At 61.9% G+C, this 19,062-nt stretch carries 16 protein-coding genes; 7 read left to right on the forward strand and 9 right to left on the reverse strand.

Going from position 1 to position 19,062, the window contains the following annotated elements:
* Window positions 1-34 precede the first annotated feature (34 nt).
* Window positions 35-1,363: an OprD family porin gene (locus tag AAZU54_RS01585; RefSeq protein ID WP_405129331.1), complete on the forward strand. Its 1,329-nt coding sequence runs from the start codon at window positions 35-37 to the stop codon at window positions 1,361-1,363.
* A 107-nt stretch (window positions 1,364-1,470) separates the two neighbouring features.
* Here the strand turns inward: AAZU54_RS01585 and cysG are convergent, their stop codons facing one another.
* From cysG to ftsK, 6 genes are all read right to left on the reverse strand, one after another.
* On the reverse strand, window positions 1,471-2,862 hold the full coding sequence (gene cysG, locus AAZU54_RS01590; RefSeq protein WP_186557186.1) for a siroheme synthase CysG: 1,392 nt from the start codon (window positions 2,860-2,862) through the stop codon (window positions 1,471-1,473).
* A complete protein-coding gene (gene serS, locus AAZU54_RS01595) occupies window positions 2,863-4,143 on the reverse strand; it encodes a serine--tRNA ligase (RefSeq protein WP_405130205.1) in 1,281 nt (426 codons plus the stop codon). It lies immediately after the preceding gene.
* 25 nt (window positions 4,144-4,168) lie between these two features.
* The gene (gene crcB / locus AAZU54_RS01600; RefSeq protein WP_186557188.1) at window positions 4,169-4,543 is read right to left on the reverse strand and encodes a fluoride efflux transporter CrcB; all 375 of its coding nucleotides are present in this window, start codon (window positions 4,541-4,543) and stop codon (window positions 4,169-4,171) included.
* Complete coding sequence (locus AAZU54_RS01605; protein WP_392464221.1) at window positions 4,540-5,865, reverse strand: replication-associated recombination protein A; 1,326 nt, start codon at window positions 5,863-5,865, stop codon at window positions 4,540-4,542. Before AAZU54_RS01605 ends, crcB begins: the two co-directional genes overlap by 4 nt.
* A gap of 12 nt (window positions 5,866-5,877) precedes the next feature.
* Entirely contained in the window at window positions 5,878-6,501 is a 624-nt protein-coding gene (lolA, locus tag AAZU54_RS01610) for an outer membrane lipoprotein chaperone LolA (protein ID WP_186557190.1), read from the reverse strand.
* 62 nt (window positions 6,502-6,563) lie between these two features.
* Window positions 6,564-8,975, reverse strand: coding sequence for a DNA translocase FtsK (ftsK, locus tag AAZU54_RS01615; RefSeq protein ID WP_186557191.1), 2,412 nt, complete (start codon window positions 8,973-8,975; stop codon window positions 6,564-6,566).
* A 430-nt stretch (window positions 8,976-9,405) separates the two neighbouring features.
* Here ftsK and aat point away from each other — a divergent pair, with 430 nt between their 5' ends.
* From aat to infA, 3 genes are all read left to right on the forward strand, one after another.
* Window positions 9,406-10,086, forward strand: coding sequence for a leucyl/phenylalanyl-tRNA--protein transferase (aat, locus tag AAZU54_RS01620; RefSeq protein ID WP_434726417.1), 681 nt, complete (start codon window positions 9,406-9,408; stop codon window positions 10,084-10,086).
* Window positions 10,087-10,142: 56 nt separating this feature from the next.
* The gene (locus AAZU54_RS01625) at window positions 10,143-10,850 is read left to right on the forward strand and encodes an arginyltransferase (protein ID WP_264233180.1); all 708 of its coding nucleotides are present in this window, start codon (window positions 10,143-10,145) and stop codon (window positions 10,848-10,850) included.
* Between the two features lie 103 nt (window positions 10,851-10,953).
* Entirely contained in the window at window positions 10,954-11,172 is a 219-nt protein-coding gene (infA, locus tag AAZU54_RS01630; protein ID WP_002553999.1) for a translation initiation factor IF-1, read from the forward strand.
* A gap of 175 nt (window positions 11,173-11,347) precedes the next feature.
* Here infA and clpA read toward each other — a convergent pair whose 3' ends face one another.
* Together clpA and clpS are read right to left on the reverse strand one after the other, a co-directional pair.
* Window positions 11,348-13,618, reverse strand: coding sequence for an ATP-dependent Clp protease ATP-binding subunit ClpA (gene clpA, locus AAZU54_RS01635; RefSeq protein WP_186557194.1), 2,271 nt, complete (start codon window positions 13,616-13,618; stop codon window positions 11,348-11,350).
* Window positions 13,619-13,648: 30 nt separating this feature from the next.
* Complete coding sequence (clpS, locus tag AAZU54_RS01640) at window positions 13,649-14,011, reverse strand: ATP-dependent Clp protease adapter ClpS (RefSeq protein ID WP_119140441.1); 363 nt, start codon at window positions 14,009-14,011, stop codon at window positions 13,649-13,651.
* Between the two features lie 230 nt (window positions 14,012-14,241).
* Here clpS and cspD point away from each other — a divergent pair, with 230 nt between their 5' ends.
* The gene (gene cspD / locus AAZU54_RS01645; RefSeq protein ID WP_186557195.1) at window positions 14,242-14,496 is read left to right on the forward strand and encodes a cold shock domain-containing protein CspD; all 255 of its coding nucleotides are present in this window, start codon (window positions 14,242-14,244) and stop codon (window positions 14,494-14,496) included.
* Between the two features lie 79 nt (window positions 14,497-14,575).
* Here cspD and icd read toward each other — a convergent pair whose 3' ends face one another.
* A complete protein-coding gene (gene icd, locus AAZU54_RS01650) occupies window positions 14,576-15,832 on the reverse strand; it encodes an NADP-dependent isocitrate dehydrogenase (protein WP_312154844.1) in 1,257 nt (418 codons plus the stop codon).
* A gap of 424 nt (window positions 15,833-16,256) precedes the next feature.
* On the opposite strand from icd, the gene AAZU54_RS01655 reads away from it, so the two are divergent.
* Together AAZU54_RS01655 and AAZU54_RS01660 are read left to right on the forward strand one after the other, a co-directional pair.
* Window positions 16,257-18,482 (forward strand): NADP-dependent isocitrate dehydrogenase, encoded by a 2,226-nt coding sequence (locus tag AAZU54_RS01655; protein ID WP_434726418.1) that lies wholly within the window; start codon window positions 16,257-16,259, stop codon window positions 18,480-18,482.
* An 83-nt stretch (window positions 18,483-18,565) separates the two neighbouring features.
* A complete protein-coding gene (locus tag AAZU54_RS01660; protein ID WP_186557248.1) occupies window positions 18,566-19,006 on the forward strand; it encodes an NUDIX hydrolase in 441 nt (146 codons plus the stop codon).
* Window positions 19,007-19,062: the final 56 nt, after the last annotated feature.

The raw sequence follows: 19,062 nt of genomic DNA on the forward strand, positions 1-19,062 counted from the left end.
GTTCTGGGCGCCTCCCTGCATCAGGAAAACAACAATGACAACAAAGCCCTTCATGCACCTTTCCCTGCTGACCGCCACCAGCGCCCTGCTGGTTCCCGCCGCCCAAGCGGACTTCATCGGCGACAGCAAGGCCACACTGACGTTGCGCAACTACTATTTCAACAACGATTTCCGCGACCGCCCAGGCGCCGCCGGGCAGAGCAAGACCGCCGAATGGGCGCAAGGTTTTCTGCTCGACTACAAGTCAGGCTTTACCGACGGTACCGTCGGCTTTGGTGTCGATGCACTGGGCTTGCTGGGGGTACGCCTGGATGGCGGCGCGGGTAATCATCGCGGCAGCTCGATGATTCCGGACGACAGCGATGGCAGCGCCGTGGACGAATGGAGCCGGCTGGGGGTGACCGGCAAGCTGCGTTTTTCCAAGACCGAGGCGCGCTATGGCACCTTGCAGCCGAAGCTGCCGATCCTGGTGGCCAACGATGGCCGGGTATTACCACAGACCTTCGAAGGCGGGATGATCACCTCGCAAGAGCTCGATGGCCTGACGTTGACGGGCGGACGCCTTGAGCACACCACTGGGCGCGGCTCGACCAATCGCTCCGGGCTGGCGGCGGCCGGTGGCACCCAGCAGAGCAACCAGTTCCTGTTTGCCGGCGCCGATTACCAGCTGACCAAGGCGCTCAAGCTGCAGTACTACGCCGCCCAGCTGGAAGACTACTACGTGCAGCACTTTGGCGGCCTGGTGCATGTCTGGGCGCTGGCGGACAACCAGTCACTGACCACCGACCTGCGTTACTTCAAGACCGATGCCGATGGCCGCAACGACTCAGCGGCCGGCCGCGCCGATGGCTATCAGGTGAGCGGGCTGGCCGACACCCCGGGCAAAATCGACAACGACACCTGGAGCGCCATGTTCACCTATGCCCTGGGTGGGCACTCAGTGTTGCTTGGCCATCAACGGGTTTCCGACAGTGGCAACTTCGTCCAGCTCAACCAGGGCAATACCGGTGAGGGCGCGGCAGGGTCGAGCATCTACCTGTTCACCGACCGCCTGGTAACCAGCTTCACCCGTGCCGGTGAGCGCACCACGTTTGGCCAGTATGGCTATAACTTCGCCGCGCTCGGCGTACCGGGGCTGGTGGCTTCGGTGACGTATTTGAAGGGGACCAACATCCGCATGGCCGCAGGCGGCGATGAGAAAGAGTGGGAACGGGACATTGCCCTGGATTACGTGGTGCAAGGCGGGACATTCAAGGGGCTGGCGTTCAGCTGGCGCAATGGGATGCTGCGCAGTGGCGTGCCCAGCGAGTGGAATCAGGACCAGAACCGGCTGATGGTCAGCTACTCGCTGCCGCTGTTCTGACCCCATAACATCACGTGGGAGCGGGCTTGCCCCGCGATAGCGCCAGATCAGGCAACGATGTCGCTGGTTCTGAAGCTATCGCGGGGCAAGCCCGCTCCCACGATGTTTCAGACCTGCTGCGAGCCTTCAAACCACGCTAGCTTCTCGCGCAACTGCACCACTTCGCCAACAATCACCAAGGTCGGCGCATGCACTTCGTGACGCGCCACCAGCTCTGGCAAATCCGCCAGGGTGCCGGTGAACACCCGCTGATTGCGCGTGGTGCCCTGCTGGATCAGCGCCGCTGGGGTGCTGGCAGCGCGGCCATGGCGGATCAGTTCGGCGCAAATGGTCGGCAGGCCAACCAAGCCCATGTAGAACACCAAGGTCTGCGCCGGCGCCACCAGGTCATCCCACGGCAGGTTGCTGGTGCCATCCTTCAGGTGCCCGGTGACGAAGCGCACCGACTGGGCATAGTCGCGGTGAGTCAGTGGAATTCCGCCATAGGCAGAGCATCCACTGGCCGCGGTAATCCCTGGCACCACCTGGAACGGGATGCCCTGCTCGGCCAGCTCTTCGATCTCTTCGCCACCGCGGCCGAAGATGAACGGATCACCGCCCTTCAAACGCAGGACCCGCTTGCCCTGCTTGGCCAGGTCGACCAGCAGCTGGTTGATCTTTTCCTGCGGCACAGCATGATCGGCGCGGCGCTTGCCGACATAGATGCGCTCGGCGTCACGCCGGCACATCTCGATGATCGCCGGTGCCACCAAACGGTCGTACAACACCACGTCCGCCTGCTGCATCAGACGCAAGGCGCGGAAGGTCAGCAGGTCCGGATCACCGGGGCCGGCGCCGACCAGATACACCTCACCGCCCTGCTGCATCGGCGCGCCATCGACCATCGCCTGCAACAAGCGCTCAGCTTCGGCGCCCTGCCCGGCCAATTGGCGCTCGGCAATCGGCCCTTGGAATACTGTCTCCCAGAAGCCGCGACGCTGATTGACGTCCGGGTACAGTGACTTGACCTTGTGCCGAAAGCGCGCGGCCAAACCGGCCAACTCGCCATACGCCGAAGGAATCCAGGCTTCCAGCTTGGCCCGGATCAAGCGGGCCAGCACCGGCGCATCGCCACCGCTGGACACCGCCACCACCAGGGGCGAACGGTCGACGATTGCGGGGAAGATCACCGTGCACAAGGCCGGTGCATCCACCACATTGACTGGCAGGCTGCGGGCCTGGGCCTCGGCCGAAACCTGCGCATTGAGCGCAGGGTCGTCGGTGGCGGCGATCACCAGCCGGCAACCGTCCAGGTCGGCGACCTGATAGCCACGCACACGGACGTCACCGCCACCCTCGCGGGCCAAGGCGGCAAGCTCACCGTCGACTTCAGGCGCGACCACCCGCAACGCGGCGCCGGCATCGGCCAGCAGGCGCGCTTTGCGCAAGGCAATCTCGCCACCGCCGACGACCAGCACGCGGCCGCCCTGCAGCTTGTGGAACAGCGGCAGGTAATCCATTTAGCCGATGACCTCGACGCCACCCATGTACGGCTTGAGCACCTCCGGCACGCGGATCGACCCGTCGGCCTGCTGGTAGTTCTCCAGCACCGCGACCAGCGTCCGGCCGACCGCCAGGCCCGAGCCATTCAAGGTGTGCACCAGCTCCGGCTTACCGGTTTCCGGGTTACGCCAGCGCGCTTGCATCCGGCGCGCCTGGAAGTCGCCGCAGTTGGAGCAGGAGCTGATCTCGCGGTACTTGTCCTGGCTCGGCACCCACACTTCCAGATCGTAGGTTTTCACAGCGCCGAAGCCCATGTCGCCGGTGCACAGGGCCAACACGCGGTATGGCAGTTCCAGCAACTGCAGGACCCGCTCGGCGTTGGCGGTCAGGCCTTCCAGGGCTTCCATGGACTTGGACGGCTCGACGATTTGCACCATCTCGACCTTGTCGAACTGATGCTGGCGGATCATGCCGCGGGTATCACGGCCCGAAGCGCCGGCTTCGCTACGGAAGCAAGGGGTGTGGGCAACCAGCTTGAGCGGCAGCTGCTTGGCGTCGATGATCTCGCCAGCCACCAGGTTGGTCAGCGACACTTCGGCGGTGGGGATCAGATAGAAATCGGCTTCGCCTTCGCGGCTGATCTTGAACAGGTCTTCCTCGAACTTGGGCAGCTGGCCAGTACCTTGCAGGGCCGGGGCCTGGACCAGGTACGGGGTGTAGTGCTCCTGGTAACCGTGTTCGCCGGTGTGCAGGTTGATCATGAACTGCGCCAGGGCGCGGTGCAGGCGCGCGATCGGACCGCGCAGCACGGCAAAGCGCGCACCCGAGAGCTTGGCCGCCGCTTCGAAGTCCAGGCCGCCGCTGATCTCGCCCAGGGCGACGTGGTCCTTGATCTCGAAATCGAACGCCTTCGGCGTGCCCCAACGGCGCACTTCGACGTTGTCATCTTCGCTGGCACCGACCGGCACGCTGGCGTCCGGCAGGTTGGGGATGGTCAGCAGGATGCCGTCCAGCTCGGCCTGGATGGCGTCCAGCTCGCTCTTGCCCTCGGTCAGTTCGTTGGCCATGCGCTCAACGTCTGCCATCAGCGGGGCGATGTCTTCACCCTTGGCCTTGGCCTGGCCGATGGACTTGGAACGGGCGTTACGCTCGGCTTGCAGCTGCTCGGTGCGGGTCTGCACGGCCTTGCGGCGTTCTTCCAGTGATTCGATGCGCGCGACATCCAGGCTGAAGCCACGGGAGGCAAGGCGGTCCGCCACTTCCTGAAGTTGGCCGCGTAACAGTTTGGCATCGAGCATATCGTTCTCTCGTTATGTGTGTGGTTCAGAATTTGGTTAAAGACAGGCCGGCCCAGGTCGCGAGCAGCCCGCCAAACACGCTAATACCGGTATAGCCCAGGGCGAGCGGTATCTGCCCGTTTTCCAACAGGCGCACGGTATCCAGCGAAAAAGAAGAAAAGGTCGTCAGGCCGCCGAGAAAGCCGACGATCAGCCCGGCGCGCAGCTCGACCGGCACCAAGGGCTTGTGCAGAAACAGGCCGTAGAGCAGGCCGATCAGCAGGCAGCCAATCAGGTTGACCGCCAGCGTACCGAGATAGAAGTGCCGTGGCCAGTTGGCGCTGACCCAGTTGCTGGTGGCAAAGCGCAGCAGCGTACCGGCCACGCCGCCCGCGCTGACTGCGGCTATCAGGGCAATCATGGTTTTCTCCGCTGACGGGGGCTGAGGCGGTCGAGCTCGGCCAGGTGGCGCAGCTTCTCGCCGATTTTCAACTCCAGGCCACGCGGCACCGGCTGATAATAGGCGCGCGGTTCAAGGGCTTCGGGGAAGTAGTCTTCGCCTGCGGCGTAGGCGTCCGGCTCATCGTGGGCGTAACGGTATTCTTCGCCATAGCCCAGCTGCTTCATCAGCTTGGTCGGGGCGTTGCGCAGGTGCAGCGGCACTTCCAGCGAACCGTGCTCGGCCGCCTCGCGCAGGGCGGTCTTGAAGCCGACGTAGACTGCGTTGCTCTTCGGCGCACAGGCGATGTAGGTGATGGCCTGGGCCACTGCCAATTCGCCCTCGGGGCTGCCCAGGCGCTCTTGCACATCCCACGCAGCCAGGCACAGGCTCAGCGCGCGCGGGTCGGCGTTGCCGATGTCTTCGCTGGCCATGCGCACCACGCGGCGGGCGATGTACAGCGGATCGCAGCCGCCGTCGAGCATGCGCGCGAACCAATACAGCGCGCCGTCGGGGTTGGAGCCGCGTACCGACTTGTGCAACGCCGAGATCTGGTCGTAGAACGCCTCGCCACCTTTGTCGAAACGTCGCCGGCTGTCACCGAGCAGGCTTTGCAACAACTCGACGCCGATCTCGCTCCCGTCTTCGGCCAGGTCAGAGGCGTTCTCGAGGAAGTTGAGCATGCGCCGGCCATCGCCATCGGCGGCGGCCATGAGCATCTTGAAGGCCTCATCGCCCACCGTCAGCTGACGCTTGCCCAGCCCACGCTCCTCGTTCAGGGCGCGGTCGACCAGCTTGCGCAGCGCTTGTTCATCCAGGCTCTTGAGCACATACACCCGCGCCCGCGAAAGCAAGGCGTTGTTCAGCTCGAACGACGGGTTCTCGGTGGTGGCGCCAATGAAGATCAGCGTGCCATCTTCGACAAACGGCAGGAACGCATCCTGCTGAGACTTGTTGAAGCGGTGCACTTCATCGACGAACAAAATGGTCCGCCGGCCATACTGGGCGGCCTGCTGCTTGGCCACCTCGACCGCCTGGCGAATCTCCTTGACCCCAGCCAGCACCGCCGAGACGGTCTCGAAGTGGGCGTCACAGAACTGCGCCAGCAGCCGCGCCAGGGTGGTCTTGCCCACCCCAGGCGGGCCCCAGAAGATCATCGAGTGCAGCGCACCCTGCTCCAGCGCCTCACGCAGCGGCTTGCCGCGGGCCAGCAGGTGCTCCTGGCCGACGTACTCGTCCAGGTTGGACGGACGCAGACGAGCGGCCAGGGGCTGGGCAACGGGTTCGCTTCGAAACAGGTCCATGACGCTCTCTGGTTATTCCTGGATGACGTCCGCGCCAGCCGGGATCTTGAACTGGAACTTGTCCGCCGGGACCGCCTGGTTGGCCTTGACCCCATTGAACAGGATATTGGTGCGCTGGCCGACGCTGTCGATCAGTTGCATATCGTTGATCAAGCCTCTACGGAACGACACGCGCAGCGAGTCGAACAGGGTGTCCTTGGTCTTGGGCTTCAAGGTGAAGTCCATGACTTCTCCCTGCTCCTTGGAGGTGATATCGAAGCTCTGGCTGATCTTCGACACATCGCCCGAGAGCAGCAGCGCTGGGGTCTGGTTCAAGCGCACGTCGAGCTTCTTGACGGTCGCCTGTTCCAGGTCCGGGTCCCACAGGGTGACGTTCTTGCCATCGGACACCACCACCTGCTCGGCCGGAGCATCGGTGTGCCAGTAGAACAGGCCAGGACGCTTGACGGTCATCTTGCCAGTGGTTTCCTGCAGGCTGGTGCCGCCGGCATCCAGGGTCAGCTGGGAGAAATTGGCCTCGATGGTCTGCGACTTTTCCAGCAATTGGGTCAGGCGTTGCACGTCCTGCTCAGCGGCGTAAGCCGATGCGCAACCCAGGGTCATGGCAGAAACCAACAGCATGCGAATCGCGCGCATGTTAATCCTCATTGAGCATTGAAGAAGCCGGGCGCCACCGTTGGCGCCCGGCAAGGTGATCATCAGTCGCGCGGGCCGCCTGGGGCAATCACTTCCCGCGAGCCGTTGCTGTTCATCGGCGTGACCACGCCGGCCATCTCCATCGACTCGATCATCCGCGCAGCGCGGTTGTAGCCGATCTTGAGCTTGCGCTGGACCGCCGAGATCGAGGCGCGGCGGCTTTCCAGCACGAACTGCACGGCTTCGTCATACAGCGCATCGGTTTCGGCATCGTCGCCGTCGCCCCCGCCGCTGCCCCCGTCGAAGCCGCTGCCGGCCTCTTCGACGCCGTTGAGAATGTCGTCGTTGTAGTCGGGAGCGCCGCGCAGTTTCCACGCTTCGACCACCCGGTGCACCTCGTCGTCGGAGACGAATGCGCCATGCACGCGGATTGGCAGGCTAGTGCCTGGCGGCATGTAGAGCATGTCACCGTGCCCCAGCAACTGCTCGGCGCCGCCCTGGTCGATGATGGTCCGCGAGTCGATCTTGCTCGATACCTGGAACGCCATCCGCGTCGGGATGTTGGCCTTGATCAGGCCGGTGATCACATCCACCGACGGGCGCTGGGTAGCGAGGATCAAGTGGATACCAGCAGCCCGCGCCTTCTGGGCGATACGCGCGATCAGCTCTTCGACCTTCTTGCCGACGATCATCATCATGTCGGCGAATTCGTCGACCACCACGACGATGGTCGGCAGGGTTTTCAGCGCAGGTGGCTCGTCGTCCATGCTTTCACGGCGGTACAGCGGGTCGTGGATGACCTCGCCGGCCTCCTGGGCGTCCTTGATCTTGCGGTTGAAGCCGGCCAGGTTACGCACGCCCATGGCCGCCATCAGCTTGTAGCGCCGCTCCATCTCAGCCACGCTCCAGCGCAGGGCGTTGGCAGCGTCTTTCATGTCGGTGACCACAGGGCAAAGCAGGTGCGGAATGCCTTCGTAGATCGACAGTTCGAGCATTTTCGGGTCGATCATGATCAGCCGCGCGTCTTCCGGGCCGGACTTGAACAGGATCGACAGGATCATCGCGTTGACCCCGACCGACTTACCGGAACCGGTGGTACCGGCCACCAACAGGTGCGGCATCTTCGCGAGATCGGTGATTACCGGCTTGCCGCCGATATCGTGGCCCAGGGCCAGGGCTACTGGCGACTTGGCCTCGTCATACTGCGACGACGACAGCACTTCCGAGAAGCGCACCATCTGGCGATTCTCGTTGGGGATCTCGATGCCCACGGTGGTCTTGCCCGGAATCACCTCGACCACCCGCACGCTGGTCACTGCCAGCGAACGCGCAAGGTCCTTGGCCAGGTTGGCGATGCGGCTGACCTTAACGCCCGCGGCCGGCTGGATCTCGTAACGGGTAATCACCGGGCCTGGGTGGATCGAATCGACCGACACCTCGACGCCAAACTCCTTGAGCTTGATTTCCAGCAGGTGGCCGACACCCGCCAACGATTCTGGCGAGTATTCGATCTTCTTCTCTTCGGCCGGATCGAGGATGGAAATCGATGGCAGGGTACCTTCCACGGCGCTGTCGACGAACAACGGCGTCTGTTTTTCCTTCATCACCCGCTTGCTTGGCTCCGGCGCCTTGACCGGGGCCGGCATGATCACCGGCGCCGGCTGCTGCTCGCGCTGGGCGACATGCTTGGTCAACGCCTCGTCGCGCTCGATGATGCGCTCGCGGGCCTTGAGCTGCTCGCGTTTGTCCGCAACTACCGGGGCGACCACTTCGTCAACCTGCTCGTCGACTTCACGCAGCTGGGCGACCAGGCGTTTGCGCTCGTTGCGCGCCTCCCACCAGCGGTTGGCCGCGCCCTGCACCAGTTCGAACAGATCGAGAGTGATCTTGCCGGTCAGGTCCATCACCTTGAACCAGGACAAGTCGGTGAACACGGTCAAGCCGAACAGGAACAGGGCAATGAACATCAGCGTGCTGCCCTGCACGTTGAGCAGGTTGCGCGCCAGATCGCCGAGGCTCTCGCCCAAGGCGCCACCGGCCGAGAACGGCAGGCTCGCCGAAGGGTGGAAATGAATATGCGCCAAGGCCGCGCCCGACAGCACTAGGAACACCAGGCCAATCAGCCGCCAGGAGAACAGCCAGCCGCTCCACTGCCAGGGCTGGTGGCGCTCACGGAAGATCTGCCAGGTCTTGATCGCCAGCAACAACGGGAAGATGTAGGCAAAGTAGCCGAGCACCATGAACAGGATGTCGGCGAAATACGCACCGGCGCGGCCGGCGGCGTTTTGCACCTGCTCGACATTGCTGGTGTGGCTGAAGCCAGGATCGGCCGTGTCGTAGGTCAGCAGCGCCATCCAGAGGTACAGGCACAGGGCACCGACGGCGATCAGCGCACCTTCCTTGAGGCGGTAGTGCAGCTGCTGCCGCCAGAGGGGCACGGGCAGAGGGGGCGGAGTTGCGGTGGATTTCTTCAAAACGCGTCTATTCCTGCGCTTGCTGCGCGTCCAGTAGTGATCGACCCGGTGATCGGTCTGCAAACCACTACTTTTAACATTACTGCCCACTAGCCGCCATGGCGGCACGCCGTAAGGACGTGAACAGGGCAATTTTCCATGCGTGCAATTTGAGCATGCATTTTCTTTTGTGACAAAGGCTTATGCTGTGTTTTTGCACAGGTGTGACAACAAAGCGTCAGGTTGGTGCCAGACGGCGGATAAATGTGTAGGAAATCAGCCATTAGCCCCTCTGCAGTTGCTTCTTCGGGCCTAAGAGTCGACGACAAATCTTGTAGGAGCGGGTTTACCCGCAAACACGCCCATCCAGCCAGCACACACCCATGATTGACCTCGATTTGCAGGCGCGCCATGCTGGTCGCCCTCCCCTCCCCCACCGCACTTGAAGACCATGCTGACCTGGCTGACCCGCGACTCGCTGACCTTCCCGCCTTTGGCAAAGGCCCTGCATGAGCCCAACGGCCTGCTCGCTGCAGGCGGTGACCTGACCCCTGAACGGCTGGTCCGCGCCTACCGCCATGGCTGCTTCCCCTGGTACCAGGATGGCCAGCCGATCCTCTGGTGGTCGCCCGACCCACGTACCGTGCTGTTCCCCGACGAGCTGCACGTGTCGCGCTCGCTGGCCAAGCTGATTCGCCAAGAGCGTTATCAGGTCAGCTTCGATAGCGACTTCGAGGCCGTGATCGCCGCCTGCGCCGCGCCCCGCGACTACGCCGACGGCACCTGGATCACCGACAGCATGCGCGCCGCTTATTGCGAGCTGCACCGGCGCGGCATCGCCCATTCGGTGGAAGTGCGTCAGGACGGCGAGCTGGTCGGCGGCCTGTATGGCCTGGCGATGGGCCGGCTGTTCTTCGGCGAATCGATGTTCAGCCGCGCCGACAACGCCTCTAAAGTCGGCTTCGTGACCCTGGTCGAACACCTGCGCAGCGCAGGTTTCGTGCTGATCGACTGCCAGATGCCGACCAACCACCTGCACAGCCTGGGCGCTCGCTCCATCAGCCGCGACAGCTTCGCCGAGCATCTGGCGCGCCACCTCGATCAACCCACCCAGGCCACCTGGGTTCGCTAGGCGAGTTTCCACAGCTGGCTTACACTTAAGGCAAAGTATTGCCCGAGGGGTTGATCATGACAGAGTTGGCGCGGTTGAAGTTTTATGCCACTCAGCCCCACTCCTGCAGCTACCTGCCGGACGAACAGGCCACTACCTTGTTCCTCGACCCTAGCCAGCCGATGGACGTCAACGTGTATGCCGACCTTTCGGAAATGGGCTTTCGTCGCAGTGGCGATCATCTCTATCGCCCGCATTGCCAGAACTGCAATGCCTGCGTGCCGGCGCGCATTCCGGCTGCGCGCTTCATTCCCAACCGCCAGCAACGGCGCATTCTCAAGCGCAATGCCGACTTGACCGTGACGGCCGCGCGCCCGGCGTTCAAGGAAGAGTATTTCGACCTCTACCGGCGCTACATCGAGCAACGCCACAGCGATGGCGATATGTATCCACCCAGCCGCGATCAGTTTTCCACCTTTCTGGTGCGCGATCTGCCATTCTGCTGGTTCTACGAGTTTCGCCTCGAAGGCCGCCTGCTCGCGATAGCGGTCTGCGACCTGCTACCCAACGGGCTATCGGCGGTATACACCTTCTACGAACCCGACGAAGAGCGCCGCAGCCTGGGCCGTTTTGCCATTCTCTGGCAAATCACCGAAGCGCTGCGGCAAAACCTTGAGGCGGTGTACTTGGGCTACTGGATCAAGAACTGCAAGAAAATGAACTACAAGACCCAGTACCGCCCCATCGAACTGCTGATCAACCAGCGTTGGGTCAGCCTCAATTGAAAGCATTGGCTTGAAACACTATTTTCGGGCATAATCCACGCCACTTTTTTTGCCCGGTGCAGTCACGCGTCGGGCCTACACTGGACACCGAGGGCTTTACTGCATGTCGAAAGAAGACAGCTTCGAAATGGAAGGCACTGTCGTCGACACCCTGCCCAACACCATGTTCCGCGTGGAGTTGGAAAATGGGCACGTCGTAACCGCGCATATCTCTGGCAAGATGCGCAAGAACTACATCCGTATTCTCACTGGCGACAAGGTCCGCGTCGAGCTGACGCCTTACGACCTGAGCAAGGGCCGCATCACCTACCGCGCCCGTTAAGCTCCAGCCACAAAAAAAGCCCGGCCAATGTGCCGGGCTTTTTTGTGACTCATGCGAAACATCAGGCACCGCCATGTAGAAGCAGGCTTGCCCGCGATAGCGCCAGCTCAGACAACCCATTTGCCCTTACTGCCGCCATCGCGGGGCAAGCCCGCTCCCACATCGACTTGCAGATCTAGGCCACTTCAGCCGTAGTCTCGAAGTCGAACACCAGCTCGCCATCACGCAGCTCGACGTGCACCACGCCACCGTGCTCAGACAGCTCACCGAACAGGATCTCCTCGGCCAACGGCCGTTTGATCTTGTCCTGGATAAGCCGCGCCATTGGTCGAGCGCCCATCTGCACGTCATAGCCACTGGCTGCCAGCCAGCCTCGCGCATCATCACTGACCTCAAGCAGCACACGCTTGTCTTCCAACTGGGCCTGCAGTTCGATGAGGAACTTGTCGACGATGCTCTTGATCGTCTCGTGACTCAGGCGACCGAACTGGATGATGGTATCCAGGCGGTTGCGGAATTCCGGCGTGAAGCTCTTGCGGATGACTTCCATCGCATCGGACGCATGGTCCTGATGGGTGAAGCCGATCGAGGCCCGCGCGGCGGTTTCAGCGCCGGCGTTGGTGGTCATGATCAGGATCACGTTACGGAAGTCCGCCTTGCGCCCGTTGTTGTCGGTCAGGGTACCGTGGTCCATCACCTGCAGCAGCAGATTGAAGACTTCCGGGTGGGCCTTCTCGATTTCATCGAGCAACAATACGCAGTGCGGTTGCTTGGTGATCGCTTCGGTCAGCAAGCCGCCCTGGTCGAAACCAACATAACCGGGAGGCGCACCGATCAGACGCGATACGGTATGGCGCTCCATGTACTCAGACATGTCAAAGCGCACCAACTCAACGCCCAGCGCCTTGGCCAGCTGCCGTGCAGCCTCGGTCTTGCCGACCCCAGTAGGCCCAGCGAACAGGAACGAACCGACTGGCTTGTCTGGCGCCTTGAGCCCGGCCCGCGACAACTTGATCGCGGTAGCCAGCGAATCGATCGCCTGGTCCTGACCAAACACGGTCAACTTCAGGTCGCGCTCCAGGTTACGCAGCAACTCCTTGTCGGAGCTGGTGACGTGCTTAGGCGGAATCCGCGCGATCTTGGCGACAATGTCCTCGACCTGGGCCACTTCGATACGCTTGACGCGGTTTTCTTCCGGCTGAAGGCGCTGGTAGGCGCCCGCCTCGTCGATCACGTCGATGGCTTTGTCCGGCATGTGCCGGTCATTGATATAGCGGGCAGCCAGCTCGGCAGCAGCGCGCAGGGCCTCGTCGCTGTACTCGATGTGGTGGTGGGTTTCGAAGCGCCCTTTCAGGCCGCGCAGGATACCTACGGTGTCTTCCACTGATGGTTCGGAGACATCGACCTTCTGGAAGCGCCGCGCCAAGGCCCGGTCCTTCTCGAAGATGCCGCGAAACTCCTGGAAAGTGGTCGAGCCGATGCAGCGGATATCACCCGACGACAACAAGGGCTTGAGCAGGTTGGACGCATCCATCACCCCACCGGAGGCCGCACCGGCACCGATGATGGTGTGAATCTCGTCGATGAACAGGATCGCCTGCGGACGTTTGCGCAGCTCCCCGAGCAGCGCCTTGAAGCGCTTCTCGAAGTCGCCGCGGTACTTGGTCCCGGCCAGCAGCGCGCCCAGATCGAGCGAGTAGACCACGCTCTGCGCCAGCAGGTCAGGCACCTGGCCGTCGACAATGCGCTTGGCCAGGCCTTCGGCGATGGCGGTCTTGCCGACCCCCGCCTCACCGACCAGCAGCGGGTTGTTCTTGCGCCGACGAGCAAGGATCTGCGCGACGCGCTCGACCTCCTGCTCACGCCCCACCAGCGGATCGATCCGCCCCTGACGAGCGAGCTCGTTGAGGTTGCTGGCGTAGGCATCCAAGGGATTGCTCGAAGACGACGTTTCGCCGCCCTCTTCGTCCTGCATGTCCTGGTCGCTGTCGGTATTAGGCCCATGGCCTGGCACCTTGGAGATGCCATGGGCTATGTAGTTGACCACGTCGATGCGGGCCACGCTCTGCTGCTTGAGCAGGAACACCGCCTGGCTTTCCTGTTCGCTGAAGATCGCGACCAGCACATTGGCGCCGGTGACTTCGCGCTTGCCCGAACTTTGCACGTGGAACACGGCGCGTTGCAGCACGCGCTGGAAGCCCAGGGTCGGCTGGGTTTCGCGGTCCTCGTCGTGCACCGGGATCAGCGGAGTAGTGGAATCGATGAACTCCTGCAGGTCGTGCTTGAGCTTGTCGAGATTAGCGCCACAGGCGCGTAGAACGGTTGCGGCCGCCTCATTGTCAAGGAGTGCCAACAGCAAGTGTTCGACGGTCATGAACTCATGACGCTTCGAACGGGCCTCCTTGAAGGCCAGATTGAGGGTGACTTCGAGCTCGCGGTTTAACATAGCTTCACCTCATACCCAAGTGGTCGGCGATTAACCGTCCTTCTCGATTTCACAGAGTAGCGGATGCTGGCTTTCCCTGGCGTATTGGTTGACCTGCATGGCCTTCGTTTCGGCGATGTCGCGGGTAAACAATCCGCACACTGCCCGTCCCTCGGTATGGACGGTCAGCATGATCTTGGTCGCCAGCTCGCGGTTCAAACTAAAGAACGTTTCGAGCACTTCGACGACGAAATCCATCGGCGTGTAGTCATCGTTGAATAAAACCACCTTGTACATCGGTGGCGCCTGCAGGATCGGCTTGGCTTCTTGCACTGCCAGACCGGAGCCATCGTCCTCGTTGGTTTGAGGACGATCCTGATTGAATGTTAGTCGAATCTGACTGTGTGCATGCATGGAAAGAATTTCATCACATCGACAGGTTAAGGTTGTGGGTTGACCGCACAGGCCGCCGCTGGCGCGGGCGCCGCATGACCTTGACTATCGGCAAAACGGTGTTACAACCAATAAGAACCCACCGTGGTCGATAAAGATCCGCGCAGTCAACCAGATTTTTTCGCAAGGTTCGTATGCGGATGACGTGGATGATACTCCAGTGATGGAGTCCTTTGCAGAGGGACATAGGGATGGCAAGCGGTAAAGTCAAGTGGTTCAACAATGCCAAGGGCTACGGATTCATCAATGAGGACGGCAAAGACGAGGATCTATTCGCCCATTACTCGGCGATTCAGATGGACGGTTACAAGACCCTCAAAGCTGGCCAACCGGTGAATTTCGAGATCATCCAAGGCCCCAAAGGCTTGCACGCCGTCAATATCAGCGGTGTCGGCGCCAAGGTCGAACAGCCTGCCGCGCCACCGGCAACGACCGTGACTGCCTGAGCCTGGAGTACCCTGCGTTCTGCCGGTAAAACGAAAAAACCGGTCGCCTGTTTAACCAGGCGACCGGTTTTTGTATGCCTTACATGTGCTTGATCAACGCCTCGCCGAAGCCCGAGCTGCCGACCAAGGTCGCGCCGTCCATCAGACGCTCGAAGTCATAGGTCACGGTCTTGGCTGCAATTGCACCGTTGGTGCCCTTGATGATCAGGTCGGCCGCCTCGGTCCAGCCCATGTGCCGCAGCATCATTTCTGCCGAAAGAATCACCGAGCCTGGGTTGACCTTGTCTTGCCCGGCGTACTTGGGCGCGGTGCCGTGGGTGGCCTCGAACATCGCCACGGTATCCGAGAGGTTGGCGCCTGGGGCAATGCCAATCCCGCCGACCTCTGCCGCCAGGGCGTCGGACAGATAATCGCCGTTGAGGTTGAGGGTGGCGATCACGTCATATTCTGCTGGGCGCAGCAGGATCTGCTGGAGCATGGCGTCGGCGATCGCGTCCTTGACCACCACTTCCCTGCCAGTCTTGGGGTTCTTGAACTTCATCCACGGCCCGCCATCGAGCAGCTCTGCGCCAAACTCTTCCTTGGCCACTTCGTAGCCCCAATCCTTGAAGGCGCCCTCGGTGAATTTCATGATGTTGCCCTTGTGCACCAGGGTCAGCGACTCGCGGTCATTGTCGACCACGTATTGCAGGGCCTTGCGCACCAGGCGCTTGGTGCCTTCCTTGGACACCGGTTTGACGCCGATACCGCAATCCTGGTCGAAACGGATCTTGGTGACGCCCATTTCCTCCTTGAGGAACTTGATCACCTTGTTCGCCTCAGGCGAGCCGGCCTTCCACTCGATCCCGGCATAGATGTCCTCGGAGTTCTCACGGAAGATCACCATATCGACATCGCCAGGCTTCTTCACCGGGCTTGGCACACCCTCGAACCACACCACCGGACGCAGGCAGACGTACAGGTCCAGCTGCTGGCGCAGGGCCACGTTAAGTGAACGAATACCCCCACCGACCGGGGTGGTCAGCGGGCCTTTGATCGAGACCACGTAGTCTTTCACCGCATCGAGGGTTTCCTGCGGCAGCCAGGTGTCCTGGTCGTAGACCTGAGTGGCCTTCTCGCCGGCATAGACTTCCATCCAGGCAATCTTGCGCTTGCCGCCGTAGGCTTTTTCTACAGCGGCATCCACCACCTTGATCATGACTGGCGAGACATCGACGCCAATCCCATCGCCCTCGATGTAAGGAATGATGGGGTTGTCGGGAACGTTGAGCGAATGGTCTGCATTGACGGTGATCTTGGCGCCGTCGCCCGGAACCTTGATTTTCTGGTAAGCCATGCTTGCACTACTCCGCTTTCGGGTGTGATTGGACATCGTGCGATCCACTGAGCCTAAACCACATCCGCTGACCTGCAAGCTGGTCGCCGAACCTGCGGCAACACGCCACATTGCTCCTACGTCTTTGGTCTTATAAATGCGTTGATACCACTTAGCCTTGCTGATTAGCCCAAAGGGTTTGATATACTCCGGCCCTGACCGCAGGGTCATCGGGGCGAACCCTTGGAAAATGCGGCTCGCCCTCGGCCAAGAATGGCCAAAAGCCTGGGTTGTTACCGCAGCCCAGCACTTGACGCTCGACTGATGCATCCACCATCACCGCTCGCAGCCTCTCGACTTTCCGCTCATGGCGTCGCCTGAGCGAAGCGCCTACCCTGCGCACCTCGAGACTCGAGTACGCTCAGCACATAGAGAGTTAACCCGCATGCCCACCCGTTCCAAGATCATCTATACCTTCACCGACGAAGCCCCCGCCCTCGCCACCTATTCGCTGCTGCCGATCGTCGAAGCCTTCACCGCTTCGGCTGACATTGCCGTCGAAACTCGCGACATCTCCCTGGCTGGCCGTATCCTTGCGGCATTCCCGGAGCAACTCGGCGCAGACAAGCAGGTAGGCGATCATCTGGCGGAACTGGGCCAGCTGGCTACCACCCCTGAAGCCAACATCATCAAGCTGCCGAACATCTCGGCCTCGGTCCCGCAACTGAAAGCGGCGATCAAAGAGCTGCAAGGCAAGGGCTACAACATCCCTGACTACGCCGACGAGCCAGCCAGTGCCGAAGAGAAAGAATCTCGCGCACGCTACGACCGCATCAAGGGCAGCGCCGTTAACCCGGTACTGCGCGAAGGCAACTCCGATCGCCGCGCACCACTGTCGGTCAAGAACTACGCACGCAAGCACCCGCACAAAATGGGCGCCTGGGCTGCCGACTCCAAGTCGCACGTAGCGCACATGAACAACGGCGACTTCTACGGCAGCGAAAAGGCCGCCCTGATCGAGGCTGACGACAGCCTGCGCATCGAGCTGGTCGACAAGAACGGTGCCATCACCGTCCTGAAGGAAAAAACCGCCGTCAAGGCCGCTGAAGTCATCGACTGCGCGACCATGAGCCGCAAAGCCCTGAAAGCCTTCATCGCCGAGCAGATCGCCGATGCCAAAGCTTCCGGCGTACTGCTGTCGGTACACCTGAAAGCCACCATGATGAAAGTCTCCGACCCAATCATGTTCGGCGTCATCGTCGAAGAGTTCTACGGCGAAGTACTGGCCAAGCACGCCTCGGCCCTGGCCGACGTCGGCTTCAACGCCAACAACGGCATTGGCGACCTGTACGCCCGCATCAAGGACCTGCCCGCTGAGCTGCAGGCCCAGATCGAAGCAGACATCCAGGCCCTGTACGCCGCTCGTCCGGCCCTGGCCATGGTCAACTCCGACAAAGGCATCACCAACCTGCACGTGCCAAGCGACGTCATCGTCGACGCCTCGATGCCAGCGATGATCCGTGACTCGGGCAAGATGTGGAACACCGCCGGCGAACTGCAAGACGCCAAGGCGATCATCCCTGACCGCTGCTACGCAGGCATCTACCAAGCCGCCATCGAAGACTGCAAAGTCAACGGCGCCTTCGACCCAACCACCATGGGCAGCGTACCGAACGTTGGCCTGATGGCGCAGAAAGCCGAAGAATACGGCTCCCACGACAAGACCTTCCAGGTCAAGGCCGACGGTGTCGTACGCGTCGTCGATGGCAAGGGCAAGGTCGTCCTGGAGCAGAACGTCGAAGCTGGCGACATCTTCCGTATGTGCCAGACCAAAGACGCGCCGATCCAAGACTGGGTCAAGCTGGCCGTTAACCGTGCCCGCCTGAGCAACACCCCAGCCGTGTTCTGGCTCGACCCAGCTCGCGCCCACGACGGCGTGATGATCGAGAAGGTCCAGCATTACCTGAAAGACCACGACACCACCGGCCTGGACATCCGTGTCCTGGCACCCGTCGAGGCGATCAAGTTCTCCCTGGCACGCATCCGCGAAGGCAAAGACACCATCTCGGTGACCGGCAACGTATTGCGTGACTACCTGACCGACCTGTTCCCGATCATGGAGCTGGGCACCAGCGCCAAGATGCTGTCGATCGTCCCGCTGATGAACGGCGGTGGCCTGTTCGAGACCGGCGCCGGTGGTTCGGCTCCGAAACACGTCCAGCAGCTGGTCGAAGAGAACTTCCTGCGTTGGGATTCGCTGGGTGAATTCCTGGCCCTGGCCGCCTCCCTGGAGCACCTGGGCAACACCTACGATAACCCGCGTGCCAAAGTCCTGGCCAACACCCTGGACCAGGCTACCGGCAAGTTCCTCGACACCAACAAGTCGCCATCGCGCAAAGTCGGCGGTATCGACAACCGCGGCAGCCACTTCTACCTGACCCTGTACTGGGCACAAGCGCTGGCTGCGCAGTCGGACGACGCCGCACTGCAAGCGCGCTTCGCCCCGCTGGCCAAGACCCTGGCCGAGAACGAAGCGACGATCGTCGCCGAGCTCAACGCCGTTCAGGGCAAACCAGCCGACATCGGTGGCTACTACGCCCCGGATGCCGAGCTGACTGCCAAGGTGATGCGTCCAAGCCAGACCCTGAACAGCGCCATCGCCGCCCTGTAAGGTTCGCTTGAAGTAACCACACAAACCCCGGCCACGCACCGGGGTTTGTGCTTTCTAAGAACCTACAGGGACTTCAGATGCACATGACCTGGCAACCGCACATCACCGTCGCCACCATCGTCGAAGACCAGGGCAAATTCCTCTTCGTCGAAGAATTCAAAGCCGGCCAGCACGTCTTCAACCAGCCCGCTGGCCATCTGGAAGCCAACGAAACCCTGGCCCAGGCTGCCCTGCGCGAGACGCTGGAAGAAACCGCCTGGGACGTCGAACTGACCGGCGTGGTCGGCATCTACCTGTATACCGCCCCCAGTAACGGCGTGACCTACCAGCGCATCTGCTTTGCCGCGCGCCCCGTGCGCCATCATCCAGCGCTTGCCCTGGACAGCGATATCGTCCGCGCCGTATGGATGACCCGCGAGCAACTGCTGGCCGAGCCCTCGCGCTGGCGCAGCGAACTGGTGCCACGCTGCCTCGACGACTACCTGGCAGGCCCGCTGCACAGCCTTAGCCTGCTGCGCGACTGACGCGCGCGAGCTGGCCTGATAGAATCGACCTTTTTCCCTGATACACATCGGTAGCC

The organism is Pseudomonas sp. Je.1.5.c (assembly GCF_051129895.1).
GTDB classification, from domain to species: Bacteria; Pseudomonadota; Gammaproteobacteria; order Pseudomonadales; family Pseudomonadaceae; genus Aquipseudomonas; species Aquipseudomonas urmiensis.